This window comes from Solirubrobacter deserti (assembly GCF_027587175.1).
GTDB classification, from domain to species: domain Bacteria; phylum Actinomycetota; class Thermoleophilia; order Solirubrobacterales; family Solirubrobacteraceae; genus Solirubrobacter; species Solirubrobacter deserti.
This window is the reverse complement of record NZ_JAPCID010000029.1, coordinates 43,650-63,975: the sequence shown is the minus strand read 5'-3', so window position 1 is coordinate 63,975 and position 20,326 is coordinate 43,650. Positions and strand designations below refer to the sequence as shown.

At 70.1% G+C, this 20,326-nt stretch carries 26 protein-coding genes; 15 read left to right on the top strand and 11 right to left on the bottom strand.

The genetic code is table 11. The annotated features are described in order from the left end of the window. Nucleotides 1-3 precede the first annotated feature (3 nt). Nucleotides 4-1,803: a Stk1 family PASTA domain-containing Ser/Thr kinase gene (locus tag OJ962_RS19935; RefSeq protein WP_202954577.1), complete on the top strand. Its 1,800-nt coding sequence runs from the start codon at nucleotides 4-6 to the stop codon at nucleotides 1,801-1,803. Then, nucleotides 1,800-2,792, top strand: a complete 993-nt coding sequence (locus tag OJ962_RS19930; protein WP_202954576.1) for a D-alanine--D-alanine ligase family protein — start codon at nucleotides 1,800-1,802, stop codon at nucleotides 2,790-2,792. The genes OJ962_RS19935 and OJ962_RS19930 overlap by 4 nt, the downstream gene beginning before the upstream one ends. A 49-nt stretch (nucleotides 2,793-2,841) precedes the next feature. Here the strand turns inward: OJ962_RS19930 and OJ962_RS19925 are convergent, their stop codons facing one another. The 11 genes from OJ962_RS19925 to OJ962_RS19875 are packed head-to-tail and all read right to left on the bottom strand — an operon-like array spanning nucleotide 2,842 to nucleotide 11,338. Continuing rightward, complete coding sequence (locus OJ962_RS19925; RefSeq protein ID WP_202954575.1) at nucleotides 2,842-4,365, bottom strand: protein kinase domain-containing protein; 1,524 nt, start codon at nucleotides 4,363-4,365, stop codon at nucleotides 2,842-2,844. Between the two features lie 41 nt (nucleotides 4,366-4,406). Continuing rightward, entirely contained in the window at nucleotides 4,407-5,348 is a 942-nt protein-coding gene (uvsE, locus tag OJ962_RS19920; RefSeq protein WP_202954574.1) for a UV DNA damage repair endonuclease UvsE, read from the bottom strand. Nucleotides 5,349-5,355: 7 nt separating this feature from the next. After that, nucleotides 5,356-6,033, bottom strand: coding sequence for a prolipoprotein diacylglyceryl transferase (locus OJ962_RS19915; RefSeq protein ID WP_202954573.1), 678 nt, complete (start codon nucleotides 6,031-6,033; stop codon nucleotides 5,356-5,358). Between the two features lie 30 nt (nucleotides 6,034-6,063). Beyond that, entirely contained in the window at nucleotides 6,064-6,282 is a 219-nt protein-coding gene (gene csrA, locus OJ962_RS19910) for a carbon storage regulator CsrA (protein WP_202954572.1), read from the bottom strand. 44 nt (nucleotides 6,283-6,326) lie between these two features. Beyond that, nucleotides 6,327-6,764 carry a flagellar assembly protein FliW gene (fliW, locus tag OJ962_RS19905; RefSeq protein WP_202954571.1) on the bottom strand — a complete coding sequence of 146 codons (438 nt, stop codon included), beginning with the start codon at nucleotides 6,762-6,764 and terminating at the stop codon, nucleotides 6,327-6,329. 51 nt (nucleotides 6,765-6,815) lie between these two features. Beyond that, complete coding sequence (gene flgL, locus OJ962_RS19900) at nucleotides 6,816-7,730, bottom strand: flagellar hook-associated protein FlgL (RefSeq protein ID WP_202954570.1); 915 nt, start codon at nucleotides 7,728-7,730, stop codon at nucleotides 6,816-6,818. After that, nucleotides 7,730-9,082, bottom strand: a complete 1,353-nt coding sequence (gene flgK, locus OJ962_RS19895) for a flagellar hook-associated protein FlgK (RefSeq protein ID WP_202954569.1) — start codon at nucleotides 9,080-9,082, stop codon at nucleotides 7,730-7,732. Before flgK ends, flgL begins: the two co-directional genes overlap by 1 nt. A 16-nt stretch (nucleotides 9,083-9,098) precedes the next feature. Further along, nucleotides 9,099-9,608, bottom strand: a complete 510-nt coding sequence (gene flgN / locus OJ962_RS19890; RefSeq protein ID WP_202954568.1) for a flagellar export chaperone FlgN — start codon at nucleotides 9,606-9,608, stop codon at nucleotides 9,099-9,101. After that, a complete protein-coding gene (locus tag OJ962_RS19885; RefSeq protein WP_202954567.1) occupies nucleotides 9,605-9,868 on the bottom strand; it encodes a hypothetical protein in 264 nt (87 codons plus the stop codon). Before OJ962_RS19885 ends, flgN begins: the two co-directional genes overlap by 4 nt. Further along, nucleotides 9,865-10,605, bottom strand: coding sequence for a flagellar hook-basal body protein (locus tag OJ962_RS19880; protein WP_202954566.1), 741 nt, complete (start codon nucleotides 10,603-10,605; stop codon nucleotides 9,865-9,867). Before OJ962_RS19880 ends, OJ962_RS19885 begins: the two co-directional genes overlap by 4 nt. 37 nt (nucleotides 10,606-10,642) lie before the next feature. After that, nucleotides 10,643-11,338, bottom strand: a complete 696-nt coding sequence (locus OJ962_RS19875; RefSeq protein ID WP_255525875.1) for a flagellar hook-basal body protein — start codon at nucleotides 11,336-11,338, stop codon at nucleotides 10,643-10,645. A gap of 42 nt (nucleotides 11,339-11,380) precedes the next feature. Here OJ962_RS19875 and OJ962_RS19870 point away from each other — a divergent pair, with 42 nt between their 5' ends. From OJ962_RS19870 to OJ962_RS19810, 13 genes are all read left to right on the top strand, one after another. Beyond that, a complete protein-coding gene (locus OJ962_RS19870; RefSeq protein WP_202954564.1) occupies nucleotides 11,381-11,998 on the top strand; it encodes a hypothetical protein in 618 nt (205 codons plus the stop codon). Then, a complete protein-coding gene (locus tag OJ962_RS19865; RefSeq protein ID WP_202954563.1) occupies nucleotides 11,991-12,260 on the top strand; it encodes an EscU/YscU/HrcU family type III secretion system export apparatus switch protein in 270 nt (89 codons plus the stop codon). Before OJ962_RS19870 ends, OJ962_RS19865 begins: the two co-directional genes overlap by 8 nt. 80 nt (nucleotides 12,261-12,340) lie before the next feature. Then, entirely contained in the window at nucleotides 12,341-13,159 is an 819-nt protein-coding gene (locus OJ962_RS19860) for a sigma-70 family RNA polymerase sigma factor (RefSeq protein WP_202954562.1), read from the top strand. Nucleotides 13,160-13,194: 35 nt separating this feature from the next. Beyond that, entirely contained in the window at nucleotides 13,195-13,551 is a 357-nt protein-coding gene (locus tag OJ962_RS19855; RefSeq protein ID WP_202954561.1) for a flagellar protein FlaG, read from the top strand. A gap of 10 nt (nucleotides 13,552-13,561) precedes the next feature. Further along, nucleotides 13,562-14,965, top strand: coding sequence for a flagellar filament capping protein FliD (fliD, locus tag OJ962_RS19850; RefSeq protein WP_202954560.1), 1,404 nt, complete (start codon nucleotides 13,562-13,564; stop codon nucleotides 14,963-14,965). Between the two features lie 95 nt (nucleotides 14,966-15,060). After that, nucleotides 15,061-15,450 (top strand): flagellar export chaperone FliS, encoded by a 390-nt coding sequence (gene fliS / locus OJ962_RS19845; protein ID WP_202954559.1) that lies wholly within the window; start codon nucleotides 15,061-15,063, stop codon nucleotides 15,448-15,450. After that, nucleotides 15,447-15,773 carry a hypothetical protein gene (locus tag OJ962_RS19840; RefSeq protein ID WP_202954558.1) on the top strand — a complete coding sequence of 109 codons (327 nt, stop codon included), beginning with the start codon at nucleotides 15,447-15,449 and terminating at the stop codon, nucleotides 15,771-15,773. Before fliS ends, OJ962_RS19840 begins: the two co-directional genes overlap by 4 nt. A 207-nt stretch (nucleotides 15,774-15,980) precedes the next feature. Next, on the top strand, nucleotides 15,981-16,340 hold the full coding sequence (gene flgB, locus OJ962_RS19835) for a flagellar basal body rod protein FlgB (RefSeq protein ID WP_270006551.1): 360 nt from the start codon (nucleotides 15,981-15,983) through the stop codon (nucleotides 16,338-16,340). Next, complete coding sequence (gene flgC / locus OJ962_RS19830) at nucleotides 16,340-16,786, top strand: flagellar basal body rod protein FlgC (RefSeq protein WP_202954556.1); 447 nt, start codon at nucleotides 16,340-16,342, stop codon at nucleotides 16,784-16,786. The genes flgB and flgC overlap by 1 nt, the downstream gene beginning before the upstream one ends. Continuing rightward, nucleotides 16,783-17,103: a flagellar hook-basal body complex protein FliE gene (gene fliE / locus OJ962_RS19825; RefSeq protein ID WP_202954555.1), complete on the top strand. Its 321-nt coding sequence runs from the start codon at nucleotides 16,783-16,785 to the stop codon at nucleotides 17,101-17,103. The genes flgC and fliE overlap by 4 nt, the downstream gene beginning before the upstream one ends. A 21-nt stretch (nucleotides 17,104-17,124) precedes the next feature. Further along, complete coding sequence (gene fliF / locus OJ962_RS19820; RefSeq protein WP_202954554.1) at nucleotides 17,125-18,657, top strand: flagellar basal-body MS-ring/collar protein FliF; 1,533 nt, start codon at nucleotides 17,125-17,127, stop codon at nucleotides 18,655-18,657. 4 nt (nucleotides 18,658-18,661) lie between these two features. Further along, the gene (gene fliG / locus OJ962_RS19815; RefSeq protein WP_202954553.1) at nucleotides 18,662-19,705 is read left to right on the top strand and encodes a flagellar motor switch protein FliG; all 1,044 of its coding nucleotides are present in this window, start codon (nucleotides 18,662-18,664) and stop codon (nucleotides 19,703-19,705) included. A 3-nt stretch (nucleotides 19,706-19,708) separates the two neighbouring features. Continuing rightward, nucleotides 19,709-20,323, top strand: coding sequence for a FliH/SctL family protein (locus OJ962_RS19810; protein ID WP_202954552.1), 615 nt, complete (start codon nucleotides 19,709-19,711; stop codon nucleotides 20,321-20,323). Nucleotides 20,324-20,326 lie beyond the last annotated feature (3 nt).

Below are 20,326 nucleotides of genomic sequence, written 5' to 3'. Positions count from 1 at the left end.
GCCGTGCACGTCGCCCCTGACACCATCGTCGACGGCCGCTACCGGGTGCTCAAGCGCCTGGGCGCCGGCGGCATGGCCGAGGTCTGGTGCGCGCAGGACGAGGTGCTCGGGCGGCGGGTCGCGCTCAAGCTGCTCGGGTCGCGCTTCGCCGAGGACCCGGAGTTCCAGGAGCGCTTCCGGCGCGAGGCGCAGGCCGCCGCCTCGCTCACGCACCCGAACATCGTCGGCATCTTCGACCGCTCCGAGTGGGACGGGACGCCCTACATCGCGATGGAGTTGGTGGACGGGCAGACGCTCAAGGAGGTCGTCCAGCAGCGCGGCCCGCTGCCGCCGCACATCGCGGTCGGGCTGACCGAGCAGCTGCTGCGGGCGCTCGGCTACGCGCACCGGCGCGGGATCGTCCACCGCGACGTCAAGCCCCAGAACGTCATCCTCGACCCCGAGGGCCAGGCGAAGGTCGCCGACTTCGGGATCGCGCGCGCCGGCAACTCGGAGATGACGCAGACCGGCTCGATCGTCGGCACGGTCCAGTACCTCTCGCCCGAGCAGGCCAACGGCATGCCCGTCGACCGGCGCTCGGACCTCTACTCGACCGGGATCGTGCTCTACGAGCTGCTCACCGGCCGGGTGCCGTTCGACGGCGAGGCGCCGGTGTCGGTCGCGCTCAAACACGTCAACGAGCTGCCGGTCCCGCCGGGCCAGCTGCGCCCGGGCATCCCGCCGGCGCTCGAGGCCGTCGTGATGCGCGCGCTGGAGAAGGACCCGAACCGGCGCTTCCAGAGCGCGGAGGAGTTCGTCGCCGCGCTCGAGCAGGCGCGCCGCGCCCCGACGCGGCAGGTGGTCGTCGACCACGTCCCGCCGGCGCCCGTCGAGGAGGAGCTTGAGCGCTCCCGCGGCTGGCTGTGGGCGCTCGGCGCGCTCGTCCTGATCGCCGCGCTGGCCGTCGGCGCGTACCTGTTGCTGGCGGGCAACCGCGTGACGGTGCCCAACCTCGTCGGCCGCGACGCCGAGGAGGTCGCCGACATCCTGCAGCGGCGCGGGCTCGAGCCCGACTTCGAGGACGTGGTCGACGACGACGTCCCCCGCAACGAGGTGATCTCCCAGAACCCGGAGGCCGGCGACGAGGTGCGCGAGGGCACGGTCGTGGAGGTGCGCGTGTCCGCGGGCCCGGGCACCACGGCGGTGCCGGACGTGGCCGGTCAGTCGCAGGCCGACGCGCAGCAGACGCTGCGCGACGCGGGCTTCAAGACCAAGGTCGAGCGCGAGTACTCCGACGGTGTCGCCGAGGGCGACGTGATCAGCACCTCGCCGCCCGCGGGCCGCCAGGCGACCAAGGGGCGCACGATCACGCTCACGGTCAGCCGTGGGCAGCAGCTCGTGATCGTCCCGGGCGTGGTCGGCAACACCGCCGAGGGCGCCAACACCGTGTTGCAGGGCGTCGGGCTGGGGACCGACGTCGAGGAGCGCGAGAGCTCGGAGCCGCCCGGCACCGTGCTCGAGCAGAACCCGGCGGCGAACGAGAACGTCCCGCCGGGGACGACGGTGACGCTGGTCGTGGCCAAGGAGCGCCCGCAGATCCCCGACGTGACGACCGGCAACCCGACGATCGAAGAGGCGACGCAGACGCTCGAGGACGCCGGCTACCGGGTCAAGACGACCGAGCGGCCGGGCGATCCCACACTGGTCGGCCGCGTGATCGGGCAGTCGCCGGAGGCCGGGACCCGGCGTTCGACCGGTGGCACGGTCACCATTGCCATCGTGCCTGACCCCAACGCCGCGCCCACGGCGACCCCAACACCATGAGGGTGGCTGTCCTCGCCGGCGGCCGGTCCTCCGAGCATGACGTTTCCCTGAGCTCCGCCGCGGCCGTGCGCGGCGGCATCGCCGCCGCCGGTCACGAGGTCGTACCGGTCACGATCGAGCGCGACGGAGACTGGATCCACGAGGGCCAGACACTGTCGCTCAAGCCCGGCGGCGGGCTGCTCGGCGCCGACGTCGTCTTTCCCGTCCTTCACGGCCCCTTCGGGGAGGACGGCACGTTGCAGGGCCTGCTCGAGCTCCTGGACGTGCCCTACGTCGGCGCGGGGGTGCTGGCGAGCTCGCTGTGCATGGACAAGGTCGTCTTCAAGGACGTGCTGGCGGGCGTCGTGCCGCAGGTCCCGTACGCCGGCCTGCGCGAGCCGCGCTGGCGCGCCGAGCCGGAAGCCGTCCTGGAGGAGCTGGCGGCGCTCGGGCTGCCCGTGTTCGTCAAGCCGGCGCGGCTGGGTTCCTCCGTCGGCATCGCGAAGGTGCGCACCGCCGACGAGCTCGGCCCCGCGCTCGACGGCGCCTTCGCCCACGACAGCCTCGTGATCGTCGAGGGCTTCTCGCCCGGGCTGGAGGTGGAGTGCTCCGTGCTCGGCTTCGGCGCCTCGCCCGAGGCGTCGGTCCCGGGCGAGATCGTGCTCACCAGCGGCGCCGACTGGTACGACTACGAGGCCAAGTACACCGACGGCGGCATGGAGCTCGTCGTCCCCGCGCGGCTGCCCGAGCCCGTGCTCGAGGAGGTCCGCCGGCTGGCCGTGGAGACGTTCGTGCGCGTCGGCTGCGCCGGGCTGGCCCGCGTGGACTTCTTCGTCGAGGACGGCGAGCGGGTGCTGGTCAACGAGCTCAACACGATGCCCGGCTTCACCAAGACGAGCGTGTACCCGAAGCTGTGGGAGGCGTCCGGGCTGCCGTTCCCGCAGCTGTGCGACCGCCTGATCGCGCTGGCCGTGGAGCGCTTCGAGGCCGAGCGCTCCGTCGCCTTCTAGTGAAGTCGGATGATCGGGGTGGGGTGGAGGGGATGTCCCCTCACTTCCCTTAGGCCGGGACCTTCTGGGACAGCCGGATCTCGGAGATCTGGGCGTCGGACGCGCCCTCGGCGAGCTCGGTGATCCAGACGAGGTAGTAGCGGTAGGCGGTGCCGTCGGTGTCGAGCTTGAAGGTCTTGTCCTTGGCGTTCACGGTGCCGCCCCCGACCTTCTTCCAGCCGTCGGGCACCGTGTCGGGCACGGAGCCGGGCGGCGCGGCGTAGATCGTCACCTTGAAGCCCGGGTCGGGCGTCTCGAGCTGGAGCGAGACCGCCTCGACCTTGGGCCGGGCGTCGATGTAGATGCCGACGCCCGCCTTGCCCGCGCCTTGGATCCCGGCCTGGTAGCTCTCGGTCGACCAGGCCGTGCCGGGGTCGCGGTCCACGACGCGGGTGCGCTCCTCGGCGTGCTCCTCGTCGTCGCCGAGCGGGTCGTAGTCCCGCGGGGACCCGCTCTTGACGGACACGATCCGCTCGCCCTGCGGCGTCGGGGTCGAGACGCGCCCCGGGCCCGTGCCCGAGTCGGTGCGCTCGACGCCCTCCTTGGCCAGGATCGCGATCAGCGCCACGCCCACGCCGACCATCGCGATCACCGCCAGCAGCGGGATCGAGTGGCGCATGCGGAACGGCAGCCGGCGCTGCGTGCGGGCGGGCAGCGTGCGGATGACGGCGGTGGCCTCGCCCGTCGAGGTGCCCGAGCGGGCGGCCTCGATCGCCAGCGCCTCCTCGAGGTCGGCGACCAGCGCGGGGACGTCGGGGTAGCGGTGCGCGAGGTCCTTGTCGGTCATGCGGTCCAGGACCGCGGCCGTCGTGGCCGAGACCTCCGGCCGCAGCGCCTGGATGTCCGGCAGGTCCTCGCGAACGTGCTTCATGGCGACGGCGATCTGGTTCTCGCCGTGGAACGGGACGTCGCCGGTGAGCATCTCGAACAGCACGACGCCGAGCGAGTAGATGTCGGACTGGCCGTCCACGTCGTGGCCGAGCGCCTGCTCGGGTGAGACGTAGTCGGTCGTGCCGAGCACGCGTCCGTCGGCCGTGAGGCCGTCGTCGCGCAACGAGCGGGCGATCCCGAAGTCGGTGACCTTGGCCGAGCCCTCGGCGTCGAGCAGCACGTTCTGTGGCTTGACGTCGCGGTGCACGATGTCGTGCGCGTGCGCGGACCCGAGCGCGCGGGCGATCTCGATCGCGTACGCCAGCGACTCGTCCACGGGCAGGCGGCCGAGCCGCCGGATGCGATCCTTGAGCGTCTCGCCCTCGACGTACTCGAAGACGATGTAGGGCCGGTTCTCGTCCTCGCCGGTGTCGATCACGCCGACGATGTGCGGGTGCGAGAGCTGCGCGACGGCGCGCGCCTCGCGGCGGAAGCGCTCCAGCTGGTCGGAGTCGCTGGCCATCTCCCGGTGCAGGAGCTTGATCGCGACCCGCCGCTCGAGGTTGATGTCGAACGCCCGATAGACCGTCGACATCCCTCCCGCGCCGATCTGGGCGTCGAGCCGGTACCGGCCACTGAGCTGCATGCCCACGAGCGTGCTCATGGAATGAGTCGTATTGTGGCCGATCCGGGCAAGAGCTCGGGTTAAGTTCGGTGCTGCTTTTGCATCTCCCGCTCGATTTGCTCACGCAGACGTAAAAGCGCGAGGTCCTTGCCCTTGGCCTCGAGCATCACGTCGAACTCGAGGCCGGCCGCCGTCTCGGTCAGGAAGTGGGCGAACGCGATCGGGTCGATCATGTCCGCGTGCGCGCGCAGCTGCGGCAGCACCCACTCGGTCACCGTCCTGCGCCCGACCTTCTTCTTGCGCTCCTCCATCGACGTCTTCGGCGTCGAGTAGTGGATCTTGGGCGTCACGCCGGCCGGCCAGGTCGCGAGCGCGAGCTCGAGCGCCTCGCGGTCCGGGATGCCGTCCGGGTCGTTGCAGTGGTGGTGCAGGATGTCCCAGACGACGCGCGCGCCGGTGCGGCGATGCAGCTCCAGCACGTCGTTGAGGCCGAACGTGCGGTCGTCGTTCTCGATCACGAGCCGCGCCTGCGCGCGCTCGGAGAGCCGCGCGAAGCCGGCCTCGAAACGGCCGAGCCCGTCGCCCTGCGCGCTGCCGACGTGCAGCACGACGACCGCTTCGGGCCCGCAGCCCATCGCGTCCAGCAGCGCGGCCTGCACCTCGAGGTCGCGGATCGCGCCCGCGACGACCTTCTCGTTCTCGGAGTTCAGGACGATGTACTGGCCCGGATGCGAGGAGAGCCGGATGTCCAGCTCGCGGGCGCGCGCGCCGACCCGTGCGAGCTCCTCCGCGCTCTCCTCGACCTGCGAGTGGAACTGCGGCAGGTCGGGATGCGTCGCGTAGGGCGCCAGGTCGGACGTCATCCGGTACATCCGGATCTCGTGGCGCCCCAGGTACTCGAGCACCTCGGCGAGGTACTCGAGCGACTGCTTGAGGTGAGGGCCGGACTGCCAGCGCCGCGCGTCGTGGCTCGGCAGCCCGCCTTCACCGAGAACCTTGACCGCGAAACCGAGGCGACGCACAGGGCGTCTACGGGTTCACGGACCTCCCGGACCACGTGTTCCACTCCGAGTCGTCGGCGGGCTTGACCGGCTCGACCTCCTCGGGCGGGTTGGAGGCCGCCTCGATGGCGTCCTCGATCTGGTGCTGCTCCGGGCTCACGCCCTCGGTGGACTCGGCCGCGGAGCGCAGCTCGTCCTCGGTCTGCTCCTGGCCCTCGGCCTCGCCCTCGCCGGACTCGGCGACCGGACGCTCGGCCTCGTCGGCGACCTCGCCGAGCTCCGGGCCGGCATAGTCGGAGACGGTGCCGCCGATGTTGGCGGCCTCGGCCGCGGCGGCGGCCTCCTCGGCGGCCTCGTCGATCGCCGGCGACTCGTGGGCGGGCGGGACGGGCACGGCGGTCGCGGTGTTCGCCACCGGACCGGGCGCGTCGTAGTTCGACACGGGCGGCGGCGTGTAGCCGCCGGGCTGCTCCGGCGCGGGGGTGGAGTCGCTGCCGCCGGGCATCAGGCCCTTGACGGCTTCGCGCTTGAAGAACAGGGCCGCCACGGCGGCGGCCGCGCCGCCGCCGAGCAACAGGGTCTTGGCGCCCGGACGCCGCTTCTTGCGCGGCTCGACGCCCGGGATCATCGTCGCCACGCGGTCACGCGCGAAGGCGAGGACGATGTCGGCAATCGCGAGATTGCGGGCGGTCTTGGCAAAGTCCATGCCAAGACCGTACCCGTTGCGCGCTGCGGGCTATGCCTTTGTGGGCGAGGGGAGCTCGACCGGCGCGGCGTCGGCCGCGGCGCGGTTCTCCTCGCGGACGGCGTGCCAGATCTCCTCGCGGTAGACCGGCGTGCTGCGTGGCGCCTGGATGCCCACGCGCACGGTGTTTCCGACGATCTCCATCACGTGCACGACGACATCGTCGCCGACCATGATCTTCTCGCCGACACGGCGGGTGATGAGCAGCATGGTTCCTCCTTGGATCCAGCTGGGGGGTTGTAGATAAACGGTGGCTACGCGGCGACGGCTACTGCCGGGAACAGCGGGGCGCGGACGGGAGCGTCGGCGGCCTCGTTGATGATCTGGTGGCCCTTGCCCTCGGCGATGAGGATCGGCGCGCGCAGGTTGGCGTAGAAGTCGCTCAACTCGGTGCCGGCGCGGACGGTCACCCAGACGGCGACGTCGGACGGGTCGGCCGTGATCGGCTCGGACGCCTTGTCGGACAGCTCGACCTCGAAGTCGCCGAAGAAGTGCCACGGGTTGGCGACGGGCAGCGCGAGCGCCGCGTCGTCGATCGAGTGCAACCAGGCGAAGGCGCCGTCTTCGGACGGGGCGATCAGCGCGTAGCGGGAACCCGACAGGCCGATCAGCCCGGTCGGGAACTCGATGACGTCCTCAGCCGCGATCTCGACGGTGCCGAAGCGGGAGGACTCAAAGGTGATGGCGGACATGTGTAAGAGGGGGTTCCTGGAGGGAGGGAACGGATCTAAGGACCTATCGGCCTAACGGAGGAAGTCCATTAGCGAGGACTGCACGATGTTCGCGCCGGCGCGCAGCGAGGCCTGGTAGGCGGCGGACTGCTGCGAGAACTCGATCATCGTCTTGGCGAAGTCGGCGGCCTCGGTGTTGGTCAGCTGCTCGTTGACGGCGCCCTGGATCTGATCGATGCGGATCGCCGCGGAGTCGAGGCGGTTCGTCATCGCGCCGTTGCGCGCGCGCACGTTGAGGATCGAGTCCAGGTTCGCCTTCAGCGCGGTCGTGTCGGTGCCCTGCAACGCGGCGCTGTCGTTGTTCTTCAGGTGCGTCGAGATGTTGCGCAGGACGCTCAGCAGCTTGCCGTCGTTGCCGCCGTCGCCGAGGAGCTCGCGGCCGACGACGTTGATGGACATCGTCACGCCCGGCCCGATCTCGCGCACGACGCCCGGGAGGCTGGGGTCCAGGCCGGCGTCGTCACCCTGGTAGGTGTCGTCGTCGCCGAGCTTGTACGGCGGCGTGTTGGTGGCCGTGCCGGCCATCAGGTAGCTGTCGCCGAAGGTCGTGTTGGCGGACTGCTTGACGCCCTGGATGATCTGGTCGATCTCCTGCGCGAGCGCCTTGCGGGACTCGGCGTCGGCCGTGTCGGTGGAGCCCTGCAGCACGAGGACGTTGGCCCGGTCGACGAACGTGTCGAGCTCGTCGAGCGCGGACTCGGTCGCGTCCTGCCAGCCCTGGGCGTCGGAGATGTTGGCCTTGTACTGGTCGTTGGCCGCCATCGTCTGGCGCAGGCCCATCGCGCGGGCCGTGTTGAACGGGTCGTCCGACGGGCGCGTGATCTCCTTGCCGGAGGAGGCCTTGGACTGCGTTCTCGCCATCTTCTCCGACAGCAGGTTCAGATCACTGAGGACGTTGCGCTGGATCATCGAGGTCGTGATGCGCATCAGAGGCCAACCTTTCCGGTGCGATTGATCAGGACGTCGAGCATCTCGTCCATCGTGGACATGGCGCGCGCCGAGGCCTGATAGGCGCGCTGGAAGCGGACCAGGTTCGACATCTCCTCGTCCATCGAGACGCCCTGCACGCTCTGGCGGCGGTTCTCGACGGAGTCGGTGAGGATCTGCGCGTTGCCCTGCAGGCGCTGGGCCTCGCTCAGGTCGCCGCCGACCTTGGCGACGAAGGACTTGTAGGCGCCGTCGATCGACGCGTTGCCACGCAGCTGGGAGATCTGCAGCGCGATGTCGTTCGAGGACGCGCCGGTGCCCGAGCCCGCGATGACGGAGTTCGGGTCGGCGACGATCGCGTCGGCGACCTTGATCGTGGCGCCGGCCGGCGTGCCGACGGTGAAGAACTCGCCGCCGTAGATGCCGTTGACCGCGCTCGCGAGCGACTGCGTGATCGTGTCGATCTGGGCCAGGTAGCCGTCGATCGTGCCGCCCGGCGACTTGCCGACGGCCAGCAGGCCGCCCATCTCGCCGCCGGGGTTCCAGTCGCCGATCGGCGGGCCGTCCCAGGTCGCGGTCTGATCGGTCACGATCGGGTAGGCGGTGCCGTTGGTGCGGTCCACGAACGAGACGTTCATGGAGCCGCCCTCGAGCGCCTCGACTGACACCTGGCCGTAGTTGGAGAGCTGGTCGACGAGCACGTCGCGGCGGTCCATCAGGTCGTTGGGGGGCTCCCCGATCGACATGAACTGCGCGATCGTCTTGTTGAGGTCGGCGATCTCCGTCGCGATCTTGTCGACCTGGCCACCCTCTCCGACGATGTCCTGGTACTGGCCCTGAGCCATCTCCTGCGCGGCCACCATCTGGGAGCGCACGGAGTGGATCGAGTCGGTCAGGCCCTGCGAGGTCTGCACGAGCGCCTGCTTGGCGGACGGCGTCGTCGGGTGCTTGGAGAAGTCCGACCAGGCGTTCCAGACCTTGGCGAGCTGCGCGTTGATGCCGTTCTCACCCGGCTCGGCCAGGGAGAGCTCGGCGCTGTCGAGCGCCTCGGCCTTCGCCGACCACTCGTTGAGGTTGGTGTTCTGCGCGCGGTACTGGGAGTCCAGGAACTGGTCGCGCACGCGCCGGAAGCCGGTGACGTCGACACCCGAGCCGAGCTGCGCGCCCGTGGTGTTGATGCCGTTGCTCAAGGTCAGGCGCAGCGCCGGCGAGGCCTGCAGCATCGCTTCCTGGCGCGAGTAGCCCTGAGTGGAGGCGTTCGCGATGTTGTGGCCGGTGGTGTCGAGCATGCGCTGATGGGCCAACAGGCCCTTCAGGGAGGTCTGCATGCCGAAGAAGGAGGAGACGGGCATCAGCGTTCAGGTGGGGTCAGGCCTGCAGGTCGAGGGCGCGGTAGGCGGTCGGCGCCGGGGAGGCGGCGGGGCGCGCACCGTTGGGCGGGCTGTAGCCCGGCTCGGCCTCCTGGCCGATGAGCCGGGTCAGGTGCGACAGAAACGTCAGCTCCTGGCGCATGAGGGCACGGTTGATGCCGTGCTCGCGGGCAATCTCGGCGAGCAGGCCGCGCAGCTCGGCGGAGCGTTCCATCGCGGCGGTCGCGGCCGCCGGGGTGATCAGGCTGCACAGGCGCTCGAGCGTGACGTTGGTGGCCGGCATGCCGAGCGCCGAACCGGCGCGCTGCAGCAGGCTGGTGCGCTCCTGCTCGAGCACGCCGCGGCGCACCATCTCGGCCTGGATGTCGGCCAGGCGGGCAAGCACCGCGTCGGTGTCGCGCTCGCGGATGGCCGAGCCCTGCGCGAGCACGAGCTTGAGCAGCTGGCGGGCGGAGTGGATCTGCTGGTCCAGGTGGACGAGCAGCTCGGCCTCGAGAACCGTGCTCACGACTGCATCTCCTTGTAGATCTGGCGTGCGAGGCCCAGACCCTGACCGCTGGTCAGCGCCGTGGTCAGCGTGTCCTGCATGGTCGAGGCGTACGGGCCCTCACCGAGCGAGCTCTCGCTCACCATGCTCTTCATCAGCTGCCCGGCGAGCATCTGCTCGAACCCGACGGCGGCCTTGTAGTCCTTGACGGCGTCGGTGCCGGCCGCGCGGATGTCGGCGGGCAGCGAGTACGTCGGGATCGACGAGCCGATCGTGCTCATCGCTTGACCCCGTTCGCGACTTCCATCATCTGGTCGGCGGTCTGGATCGCCTTCGACGTCAGCTGGTAGGTGCGCTGGGCCTCGATCATGTCGGTCATGGCCTGCGCCATGTCCGTGTTCGAGCCCTCGAGCGCGCCCTGCTCGAGCACGGTGGTCGCCGGCGCGGCGACGGCGTTGCCCGAGCGCGCGGTGGTCACGAAGGCGTTCTCGCCGACGGACTCGAGGTTCTGCGGCGAGCGCACGTTGACGAGCTGGATGCGGCCGACGGCCTGGCCCTTGGCGAGCACCTGGCCGTCGCGGCCGATCGAGATCTCGGACTCGTCGACGCCCTCGGGGATCGTGATCGTCGGCGTCACGAAGCCGCCGGAGGAGGTCACGAGCCGGCGGTTGGCGTCGATCTGGAAGTTGCCGTCGCGGGTGAGCGCGTCACGGCCGTCGGACAGCTTGACCTTCATGAAGCCCGGTCCCTGGAGCGCGACGTCGGTCGGCTTCTCGGTGCGCTGCAGGTTGCCCTGCTCGAAGGTGCGCCCGCCCTGGACGGCGCGCGAGCCCGTGCCGAGCTGCGCCTCGTTGGAGATCGTGGGGCGCCCGCCCTGCTCGTACAGCAGGTCCGAGAACCCGACGCGCAGACGCTTGTACCCGGTCGTGTTGGCGTTGGCCAGGTCGTTGGAGACGGCGTCGAGCTTGAACTGCTGCGCCTTCATGCCCGCCGCGGCGGTTCGGAGTCCTTCGAGCATTGATATCTAGATCGGCTTCGGAGCTGGACGACTTGAGCTAAGTCAGGGAACCGACGGAGGCGGCGGCCTTGCCGAGGGTCTCGTCGATGGTCTGGATGACCTTCTGGCCCGACTCGTAGGAGCGGAACGAGGCCATCATGTCCACCATGGCCTGGGTCGGATCGGCGCCGGAGGCCTCCAGCGCGCCGGCGCGGACGCTGCCGGCCGTCTGGCCTCCGGCGTTGCCCGGCGTGCCGGTGACGTAGGAGTCGCCGACCTTCTCCGGATCGTTGAGCGTCACCACGTTGAGCTGACGCGGGTCGACCCGGCCGTCGGCGCCGAGCGTGACCGGCTGGTTGTTGCGGCCGAGGACGGGGTCGCCCTGCAGCGTGGTCAGGCGGCCCTGGTCGTCGCTGGTGAACTGCCCGTTGCGCGTGTAGCGCGTGCCATCGTCGGTCTGGACGGCGAAGAAGCCGTCGCCGTTGATGCCGAAGTCGAGCGGCTCGCCCGTCTCCTTGAGCATGCCGGGGGTCCAGTCGGTGACCGTGGCGCTGACGCCGACGGCGGTCGTGACCCGGCCGACCTGCTGGCCGGTGACGGAGTTGGTAAGGAGCATCTCGCCGAAGGACTGCTGCGTCGTGCGCTCGGACTTGTAGCCGGCGGTCGACGCGTTCGCGAGGTCGTTCGCGATCTGGTCCTGGCGGATCTGCTCGGCGAGCATGCCTGAGGCTGCGAGATAAAGGCCGCGATCCATACTGGGTTCACCCATCGGCGCCCGGACGGGCATCCTTGAGTCATGGATCCGATCGCTGTCACCGCCGCGCTGCTGCGCGCGCAGCTGCCGGAGGTGCCGATCCGCGAAGGCGCGTCGATGATGGCCCGCGTCGCCTCGCGCGGGGACACGCACGCCGTGCTCGTCATCGCCGGGCTGCCCGTCACGGCGGAGCTGCCGCCGGAGGTCCAGGCCGGCGCGACGCTCAAGCTCAAGGTCAAGGAGGTCACGGCGGAGCGCGTGTGGCTGCAGATCGAGCCGCAGGCCGCGCAACCCGGCGCTCAGGCCGCCCAGGCGCCGCAGACCGTCCCGTCGAACCCGTTGATCGGCCAGGGGCTGCCGCAGATGCAGCTCCAACCTCACGTGGAGGTCGAAGAACCTCCCGCGCGCCGGCGCGGGGCCGACGGCGAGCTCGCGGACGTCGTCTCGCTCGCGTTCACCCATCCCACACTCGGCAGGCTCGACCTGCGCCTGGAGCTGCGTGGGGAGCGCCTGCTGGCGGAGGTCACGACCGCCGCCGGGCTCCCGCATGTCGTCGCCTCCGGTGCTTCTGAGCGTCTACGCGCCAACTTGGAGGCGGCGGGTTTGGAGGCGACGGTCAACGTTCGGCCGCGGCACACGCCGCTGGACCTGTATGCCTGAGCGCGACGTCACCGCGGCGCTCAAATACACCGGCGACGGCGCGCCAAAAGTCGTGGCCGCCGGCCGCGGGCACGTCGCGGCGCAGATACTCGAGCGCGCACGTGAGGCGGGGGTGCCGGTGCACCAGGATCCGGAGCTGGCCAAGGCGCTCTCCGACCTGGCGCTCGGACAAGAGATTCCGGAGCAGATGTGGACGGCTGTCGCACAGGTGCTGGCGTGGGCATACGGCCTGTCCGAAAAGCGCCCTACTCCGAATCGGTGATGAAGAAACTCGGGTGAACGCCCGATACAGACTGCGTCCGTCAGTCCGCAAGAGCCCTCCTCAGGAGTTCCTTTTCCGTCATGAAGTCCACGACCTCATCAGGCAGCCGCCGGCGCGTCAGCGCCGAGGATGCCCTCGCGCTCTGGCGTGAGTACAAGGCGACCGGTGACCTCCAGGTCCGCAACCGCCTGGTGATGACCTACGCGCCGCTGGTCAAGTACATCGTCTTCAAGAAGGTGCGCGAGCTGCCGGCCCGCTGCGAGGTCGAGGACTTCATCTCGTGCGGCCTCGAGGCTCTGATCGCCTCGATCGACCGCTATGACCCGGAGAAGGGCGCCACGCTCGAGCAGTTCGCGTGGACCCGCATCCACGGCGCCGTGCTCGACGAGCTGCGCCGGCAGGACTGGGCGCCGCGCTCGCTGCGCCGCTGGGAGCGCGACATCGCTCGCGCCCGTGACCAGTTCACGACGATCCAGGGTCGCCGCCCGACGCGCGAGGAGCTCGCCGACGCGCTCTCCATCACCGTCGACGAGCTGCGCCGCCGCGAGGACGACATCGCCGTCTCGGACGTCACGTCGCTCAACACGCTCGTGATCTCCGACGACGAGACGACCGTCGAGCGCATCGACACGCTCGCCGACGGCGACCGCAAGCGCGACCCGGAGCACCAGGCCGCCAACTCCGAGGCCAAGAACAAGTTCCGCCGCGCGTTCGACACCCTGCCGCAGCGCGAGCGCGAGGTCGCCGTCCTGCTGTACGTGAAGAACCTGACGCTGCGCGAGATCGGCGAGGTCATGGGCGTCTCCGAGAGCCGCATCTGCCAGATCCACTCGCAGCTCAAGCGCACGCTCAAGCAGCAGCTCTCCGACGACGCCGTCCTGTTCTCCGCGGTCGGCTAAAGCTTCACTGCACCACGCCGACTACTGGGTCTGAGATGACTCTTCAGATCGGTCGCTTCATCCCCTATCAGCAGCTGCCCGCGGTGCCATCCGTGCCGCCGGCCGCTGCGACTGAGCCGCGCGACGCCGCGGCTCAGCGCCCCACGGGCGTTGAGGAGACCGGGACGATCGTCGGCGACGTTCCCCCGGCTCCCACCCCGGAAGCGCGAGAGCTCGTCGCCAAGGCCGCGGAGGTCGTCGAGCAGATGCACAAGAGCAACCGCGAGCTGCACTTCAAGCGCGACGAGGACACCAACCGGGTGATCATCCAGGTGCGCGACCTCGAAGGCAACGTGATCAAGACCATCCCGCCGTCAAAGGCGCTGGACATCATGTCCGGCGGCGAGCTGTAGAGGAGCCCCCATGGCGATCTCCCTGTCCGGCATGGCGTCGGGCCTCGATACCGAATCGATCATCAGCCAGCTGATGGCGATCGAGCAGAACAAGGTCACGGCCGTCCAGAAGCGACAGGTCGCGGTCAACCAGCACAAGACCGACCTGAGCGCGATCAAGGCCAAGCTCGACGCGGTCAAGACGGCGGCCAACGACCTCCAGTCCGCGACGCTGTGGAAGCCGACGCAGACCACGACGTCGTCGGACCCGACCAAGATCGACGTCAGCGTGCTCGGCGGCGCCGGCATCGGCGGCCACTCGATCCAGGTCGACCGCCTCGCCTCCTCGGCCCAGCACGGGTTCGACTACGCCAAGGGCGCGAACGCCGGCAAGCTCACCTTCGCCTACTCGAACGACGCCGCCTCCACGGTGACGATCGACATCGCCGCGAACGCGAGCGCCGCGGACGTCGCCGCCGCCGTCAACGCCAACGAGAAGGCTCCGGTGTACGCGGCCGTCGTCAAGGACGGCGCCACCGAGAAGCTCGTCTTCTCCTCGCGCAAGACCGGCGCCAACGCGGACTTCACCGTCGACACGTCGCAGCTGGGCGCGGGCACCACGCTCACCGAGGACACCAGCTACCAGCGCACCGGGCCGACGCTCAACGCCGCCATCAAGGTCAACGGCGGCGCGGAGACCAACCCCGAGTCCAACATCCTCGAGAACATCATTCCGGGCGTGCGCGTGACGCTGAAGGGCGTCTCCACCAGCCCGGTCACGGTGTCCACGACGCAGCCCGCGATCGACAACGACGCGATCGCCAAGAAGATCACGGCGCTCGTCGACGCCTACAACTCGGTCGTCACGGCCACCCGCGCGGAGATCACCGAGAAGCGCGTGCCGACGGCCACGACCACGTCCGACCTTCAGAAGGGCCAGCTGTTCGGCGACAGCGGCATGACGTCGATGCTGCGCCAGCTCAAGCAGACGATGACCCAGGCCGTGTCGGGCCTCGGGCTCACGGGCCTGGCCGACCTCGGCATCGGTGTGCCGAAGGCCGGCGCCTCCGCCGAGGACGCGCGCTCGGGCAAGCTGACCGTCGACCAGGACAAGCTCAAGGCCGCGATCGCCTCCGACTACACCAAGGTCCGCGAGTTGTTCGCCGGCAAGGGTGCCACGAAGGGCATGTCCGGGCTGATCACCGAGTACATCGGGACCCAGACCGGCACCAACGGCATCATCACCGGCCGCATGAAGACCGACGACGAGACCGTCAAGGGCTTCAACGAGCAGATCACCAAGCTCAACGCGCGCATGGAGAAAGAGTCCGCTCGGCTCAAGGCGCAGTTCGCCGCCATGGAATCGGCGCTGAACGCCTCCCAGACGCAGCAGGCCTGGCTCACCAGCCAGATCGGCTCGCTGCCGTCGCTGTAAGGCCCCGGATGCCTCTCAAGGACGAGAGCCGCCGGCCGATCAACCAAGTGATCCCTCCCTCCCTCCCTCCGACGACCTCCCAGGAGCCTTCAGCAGTGGCCACCTACGCCGCCAACCCGACGGCCCAGTACAAGCAGCAGAGCATCCTCACGGCCCCTCCCGGCCGCCTCGTGGTCATGCTCTACGACGGCTGCCTGCGTTTCCTCTTCCAGGCCGCCTACGCCATGCGCGAGGGCGACAAGGCCAACTCGCAGGACCGCATGCGCCGCGCCGAGGCCATCATCGACGAGCTCACGGTCACGCTCGACCACGAGCGCGGCGGTGAGATCGCCGCGCGCCTGCAGGGCATCTACGCCTTCAGCCGCCGCCACCTCATCGAGGCCGCGCTCGAGCAGAACCCGCAGAAGATCGAAGAGGTCTCCGAGCTGCTGACCGAGCTGCGCGACGCCTGGGCCGAGATCGCCGACACGGCGCCGGCGCGATGAGCCTCGAGGCCCAGCCCTGGGCCGATCTGGTCGTGCTCGCCGAGCGCGAGCGCGACCTCGTCCGTGACGCCCGCTGGGAGGAGATCCCGGCGGTCGCGCAGCACCGCCTGGCGGCGGCTTCCTCGCTCGGCGCTCCGCCGGCGACGGCCCGTCCCCACCTCGAGCGCCTGGTCGACCTCCAGGCCGAGATCCACGCCGGCCTGTCGGCCGGGCGTGCCTTCACGCTCCAGAAGATGGGGAGCATGAACCGCGGCGCGACTGCCATGCGCGGTTACGCGGGCCCGGCGCCCGCGCAGCGTGGCTCCCTCAATCACTCCGCGTAGGACCTGACGACGAGCTCGCCCTGCGGGCTCGTCGTCGTTGAGAGATTCGCCCTGGGGGCGAACTCTTGCGCGAGGTTTCCTCAATCGGGTTTTGACCCTAAAGGCCTCCGCGCGAGGCGCCGATACGGAGAGTGCGCACCAAGGATGGAGCGCCGCGAGGCTCACGGATGGGCCGCCCCCTCTTCCCTCCAGGAGATCCGTTCCCTCGTGCTGATCGATACCACGCAGCTGGCGCTTGAGCGCAGCATTTCGGGCGCGGCCCAGCGCCACGAAGCGCTGGCCGCCAACATCGCCAACGCCTCGACGCCCGGCTACCGCCGCGTCGACGTGGACTTCCACGGGGCCCTCGCCGCGGCGCTGGGCACCGGCGACAAGGCCGCCGTCGAGCACACCGCGTTCTCGACCCAGGCCGACGCTTCGGTCGGCGCGACGCAGGCGGACGGCAACTCCATCGACGTCGACAACGAGTCGGCCAAGCTCGCGTCCAACGCGCTCGAGCAGCAGGCCGCCGTGTCCGTCCTGAAGGCGCGCACCGCGATCATCCGCTCGGCCCTGGGGGTCATGTGATGAGCATGTTCGGCGGCATGGAGATCTCCGCGTCGGCGCTCACCGCGCAGCGGCTGCGGATGAACGTCACGGCGGAGAACATCGCCAACGCGGAGACCACGCGCGGCGCGGACGGCAACCCGTACCGCCGCAAGGAGGTCACGCTGCAGTCCGTCGGCCAGGCCGGCACGTTCGGCTCGCAGCTCTCGCGCGCCATGGGCACCTCGGGCGTCGCGCCCGGCGGCGTCCAGGCCACGCAGGTCACCGAGGACGCCACCAACGGGAAGCTCGTCTACGACCCGGGTCACCCGGACGCCGACGAGCAGGGCTATGTCCGCATGCCCAACGTCGACACGGTCACCGAGATGGTCGACCTGATCGACGCGCAGCGCGCCTACGAGGCCAACGTCACCGCGATGTCGGCCGCCAAGCAGATGTTCGCCAAGACCCTGGAGATCCTCCGATGACCATCGACCCGACCATGGCCGTCAGCGGCCTCGGCCCCGAGTGGAGCGTGGGCTCCGTCGGCGCCGTCGAGGCGCCGGCCGACGCCACCCAGGGTGGCTCGGGCTTCGGCTCGATGCTCAGCCAGTCGATCCAGTCGCTGGCCGACTCGCAGACGCAGGCCGCCGAAGCGTCCCGGGCGCTGGCCACGGGCCAGGCCTCCGACCCCACCGCCGTCGTCATGGCCGTCGAGCGCGCGCAGCTCGCGATGCAGATGGCCAGCCAGATCCGCACGAAGGCCGTCGAGGCCGCCCAGACCATCTTCCAGACTCAGGTCTGAACTTAGGCTACGCACTCCCCCATGCCGCCCTTCATCCAGAACATCCTCGCCCTCCCGGCCAAGACCAAGGCCATCCTGGCCGTCACGGCCGTCGCGATCCTCGCCATCGCCTTCATCATGCTCAAGATCGCCACGGCGCCGGCGTACTCGACGATCGCGTCGGGCCTCGATCCCGCCCAGACGGGCAAGATCACGGCCGCGCTCGACGAGCAGGGCATCGCGTACGAGATCCAGAACAACGGCACGGCGCTCGCCGTGACCAAGGCGCAGATGCCGGACGCGCGCATCGCGCTCGCCACGGCGGGCGTGCAGGCGACGGGCGGCGGCACGCAGCCGGGCTACGAGCTGCTCGACGAGAGCAAGCTCGGCGCGTCGCAGTTCCAGCAGCAGGTCACCTACCAGCGTGCGCTGGAGGGCGAGGTCGCCAAGACGCTCCAGGGCGTCCAGGGCGTCCAGAACCCGCAGGTGCAGATCGTGATGCCGCAGGACGACCTCTTCCAGGACGAGGCCACGCCGGCCACCGCGTCGGTGCAGCTCGGCAACTCCTCCGACGCGCTGGCGCCGGGCGCCGTGCGCGGCATGGCGCAGACGGTGTCCTCCTCCGTGAAGGGCCTCAAGTCCGAGAACGTCACCATCACCGACTCGACCGGCGCCATCCTGTGGCCGTCCGACGAGGCCGGTGGCGCGACCGGTGGCAGCTCCAAGCAGTCCGCCGAGGCGCGCTTCGCCCGCCAGAAGGCGGCCGCCATCAACGCGATGCTCGACTCCACGCTCGGCCCGGGCAAGGCGAAGGTCACCGTCAACGCCGACCTCAACGTCGACCAGTCCTCCGAGGAGAAGCTGGTCTACGGCGGCACGACCGTCCCGCTCACCGAGACGACCGAGGCCGAGACGATGGAGGGCGCGGGCAACGGCAACAGGGGCGGCGCCGCCGGCACCGGCAACAACGTCCCGACGTACTCGGGCAACGACGACAACGCTGCCGCGGGCGGCGGCAACTACGAGAAGAGCACGGAGACGCGCAACAACGGCGTCAACAAGACCATCACCAAGACGCAGAAGGCGCCGGGGACGGTCAACAAGATGAACGTCGCCCTGCTGGTCGACAAGTCGGTCCCGGTCGACGTCTTCAACGCCCTCGAGCAGACCGTCGCGACGGCCGCCGGCGTCGACACGACGCGCGGTGACACGATCACCGCGACGCAGATGGCGTTCGCCAAGCCGGCCGAGCCCAAGGCCGGCCCGGTCCCGACGACGCTGCTCGGTCCGCTCAAGTGGGTCGGCCTGGGCCTCGCCGCGCTGCTGTTCCTGTTCTTGATGATGCGCGGGATGAAGAAGCGCGAGAACGAGAACCTGACGCCGGCCTGGCTGACGGAGATCGAGGAGCCGGTCTCGCTGGCCGCGCTCGAGTCGGGCTTCACGCTGGACCAGGCGTCCACCAAGATGCTCCCGCCGCGTGCCCCGGACGCTTCGCTCAACCAGCTCGACCAGTTGATGGAGCGTGAGCCCGAGCGCGTCGCGGCCCAGGTCAAGGCCTGGATGGCGGAGGACTAGTCAGATGCCGACGAAGGAACTGGAAAAGCCGGCGCGGACCGCCGCTTCCCTGCGCGGGATCGAGAAGGCCGCCGCCCTGCTCGTCGCCATCGGCGAGCAGCGGGCGGGCGAGATCTTCAAGTTCCTGGGCGACTCCGAGGTCGAGGCGCTCTCGCTGGAGCTGGCCAAGGCCCAGAAGATCCCGACCGAGGTCTGCCGCGACATCATCCACGAGGCCGTCGAGTCGGTCCTCGCCGAGGACTACCTCGCCGAAGGTGGCGTGGACTACGCCCGCAGCGTGCTCATGCGCTCGCTGGGCGAGGATCGCGCGGACGAGATCATCGGCCGCCTGGCCGCGACGATCGAGCGCCGCCCGTTCGAGTTCCTGCGCCGCACGCCGGCCGAGCAGATCGTGGTCTTCCTGCGCAACGAGTCGCCGCAGACGATCGCGCTGGTGGTCTCGAACCTGCACACGGCGCTCGCCGCCCAGGTGCTGTCGGACATCGACCCGGAGATCCAGGCCGACGTGGCCCTGCGGATCGCGCTGATGGCCGAGACCCGGCCGGAGGTCGTCTCCCAGGTCGAGACGGTCATGCGCTCCCGCCTGTCCGCCGTCGGCTCGCAGGAGTACGCGGCCGCCGGTGGCGTCAAGTCCCTGGCCGACATCCTCAACAGCTCCGACCGGACGACCGAGCGCAACGTGCTCGACGAGCTGGCCAAGACCGACGGCGAGCTGGCCGAGGAGATCCGCCTGCTGCTGTTCACCTTCGAGGACGTCGTCAAGCTCGACGACCGGTCGATCCAGATGATCCTCAAGGAGGTCGACCAGAAGGACCTCGCGATCGCACTTCGTGGTGTCAACGAGGAAGTTCAGGGCAAGATCTACGGGAACATGTCCGAGCGTGGCGCCGAGCTGTTGAAGGAAGAGATCCAGTTCCAGCCGCCCCAGCGCAAGCGCGTGGTGGAGGAGGCGCAGGGCCGCATCGTCGGTGTCGTCCGCCGCCTCGAGGAGGCCGGCGCGATCGTCATCTCCCGCGGTGGCGGGTCCGGCGAGGACGCGTTGGTGTAGGTCATGGGCTACGTCGCCGAATACGACTTCGAGACGCTCGACCCGGTCACGCCGCCGATGGCGCCGGCCGATCAGGCCGCGGCCGTCATGGACGTGCTCGCCGAGGCGCGCGCGGAGGCCGACCAGATCCGCCGCCAGGCGCTGGAGGAGGGCTACACGGCCGGGCGCCACGAGGCTCTGGAAGCGCTGGCTCCCGCGCTGGCGGCGCTCGCCGCCGCCACCGAGGAGGTGCGCGCCTCCCAGGCGGCGGCCGCCGAGGAGCTCGAGCGCCGGGCGGTCGAGCTCGGCCTCGCGCTGGCGTCCAAGGTGCTGGTCGGCGCGCTGTCGGTCGAGCCCGAGCGGGTGCTGAACTCGGTCGAGGGCGCCCTGCGCGGGATCGTCGAGCGTGAGCGCGTGATCGTCATGGTCAATCCCGAGGATCTCGACATCGTCCACGGCGCGGCCGAGGAGCTGAAGGCCACGCTCGGCGGCATCGAGCACTGCGTGATCGAAGCCGAGCGCCGCGTCGGCCGCGGCGGGTGCATCGTCCGCACGCCGGTCGGCGACGTCGACGCGCGTATCGAGACCAAGCTCGAGCGCGCGAGCGAGGTCGTTGCGGCCGCGCTGGGGCGCAAGTAACGC

What these genes read in the sequence shown, in the direction of transcription:
- OJ962_RS19875 (WP_255525875.1), bottom strand. Translation starts at nt 11,338, where the DNA reads ATGGATCGCGGCCTTTATCTCGCAGCCTCAGGCATGCTCGCCGAGCAG.
- csrA (WP_202954572.1), bottom strand. Translation starts at nt 6,282, where the DNA reads ATGCTGCTCATCACCCGCCGTGTCGGCGAGAAGATCATGGTCGGCGAC.
- fliD (WP_202954560.1), top strand. Translation starts at nt 13,562, where the DNA reads ATGGCGATCTCCCTGTCCGGCATGGCGTCGGGCCTCGATACCGAATCG.
- OJ962_RS19930 (WP_202954576.1), top strand. Translation starts at nt 1,800, where the DNA reads ATGAGGGTGGCTGTCCTCGCCGGCGGCCGGTCCTCCGAGCATGACGTT.
- flgC (WP_202954556.1), top strand. Translation starts at nt 16,340, where the DNA reads ATGAGCATGTTCGGCGGCATGGAGATCTCCGCGTCGGCGCTCACCGCG.
- OJ962_RS19915 (WP_202954573.1), bottom strand. Translation starts at nt 6,033, where the DNA reads ATGGACTTTGCCAAGACCGCCCGCAATCTCGCGATTGCCGACATCGTC.
- OJ962_RS19860 (WP_202954562.1), top strand. Translation starts at nt 12,341, where the DNA reads ATGAAGTCCACGACCTCATCAGGCAGCCGCCGGCGCGTCAGCGCCGAG.
- OJ962_RS19885 (WP_202954567.1), bottom strand. Translation starts at nt 9,868, where the DNA reads ATGAGCACGATCGGCTCGTCGATCCCGACGTACTCGCTGCCCGCCGAC.
- OJ962_RS19870 (WP_202954564.1), top strand. Translation starts at nt 11,381, where the DNA reads ATGGATCCGATCGCTGTCACCGCCGCGCTGCTGCGCGCGCAGCTGCCG.
- flgL (WP_202954570.1), bottom strand. Translation starts at nt 7,730, where the DNA reads ATGCGCATCACGACCTCGATGATCCAGCGCAACGTCCTCAGTGATCTG.
- fliF (WP_202954554.1), top strand. Translation starts at nt 17,125, where the DNA reads ATGCCGCCCTTCATCCAGAACATCCTCGCCCTCCCGGCCAAGACCAAG.
- fliW (WP_202954571.1), bottom strand. Translation starts at nt 6,764, where the DNA reads ATGTCCGCCATCACCTTTGAGTCCTCCCGCTTCGGCACCGTCGAGATC.
- fliE (WP_202954555.1), top strand. Translation starts at nt 16,783, where the DNA reads ATGACCATCGACCCGACCATGGCCGTCAGCGGCCTCGGCCCCGAGTGG.
- OJ962_RS19810 (WP_202954552.1), top strand. Translation starts at nt 19,709, where the DNA reads ATGGGCTACGTCGCCGAATACGACTTCGAGACGCTCGACCCGGTCACG.
- OJ962_RS19855 (WP_202954561.1), top strand. Translation starts at nt 13,195, where the DNA reads ATGACTCTTCAGATCGGTCGCTTCATCCCCTATCAGCAGCTGCCCGCG.
- OJ962_RS19865 (WP_202954563.1), top strand. Translation starts at nt 11,991, where the DNA reads ATGCCTGAGCGCGACGTCACCGCGGCGCTCAAATACACCGGCGACGGC.
- flgK (WP_202954569.1), bottom strand. Translation starts at nt 9,082, where the DNA reads ATGCCCGTCTCCTCCTTCTTCGGCATGCAGACCTCCCTGAAGGGCCTG.
- fliG (WP_202954553.1), top strand. Translation starts at nt 18,662, where the DNA reads ATGCCGACGAAGGAACTGGAAAAGCCGGCGCGGACCGCCGCTTCCCTG.
- OJ962_RS19840 (WP_202954558.1), top strand. Translation starts at nt 15,447, where the DNA reads ATGAGCCTCGAGGCCCAGCCCTGGGCCGATCTGGTCGTGCTCGCCGAG.
- OJ962_RS19880 (WP_202954566.1), bottom strand. Translation starts at nt 10,605, where the DNA reads ATGCTCGAAGGACTCCGAACCGCCGCGGCGGGCATGAAGGCGCAGCAG.
- OJ962_RS19925 (WP_202954575.1), bottom strand. Translation starts at nt 4,365, where the DNA reads ATGAGCACGCTCGTGGGCATGCAGCTCAGTGGCCGGTACCGGCTCGAC.